Here is a 266-nt window from a genome sequence, read left to right on the forward strand (position 1 = left end):
GTTCGAGGATCCCTGCAGGCAGCGCGATCGAAAGGTTGATGTCGTCGAAATGTATCTCTTCCCAGCCTGCGTCGCGCCATTCCCGTTCGAACGCGGCCAGAAGCGGGCGCAGGTGGCGAAAGCGGGGCCGCCGCGTGCCGAAACGCCGGTCGGTGTAGTCCTCGAGCGCGCCCTGGCTACCGCTGCCCCACTCGGCATCGAGCAGCCCGTGATAGTCGCGCGAGATCACCAGCGCCGCCTGCACATAGCGCAGTTCCCGGTCGGTC

The 266-nt window shown here is 66.9% G+C and carries 1 protein-coding gene; it reads right to left on the reverse strand.

The window, feature by feature from the left end; genetic code table 11:
* A partial coding sequence (locus R0J87_RS21140; protein WP_498888733.1) for a hypothetical protein occupies positions 1 to 266 on the reverse strand: 266 nt, incomplete at both ends.

Origin of the sequence: Halomonas sp. SIMBA_159 (assembly GCF_046536035.1) — a bacterium.
Lineage (GTDB): Bacteria > Pseudomonadota > Gammaproteobacteria > Pseudomonadales > Halomonadaceae > Vreelandella > Vreelandella venusta_A.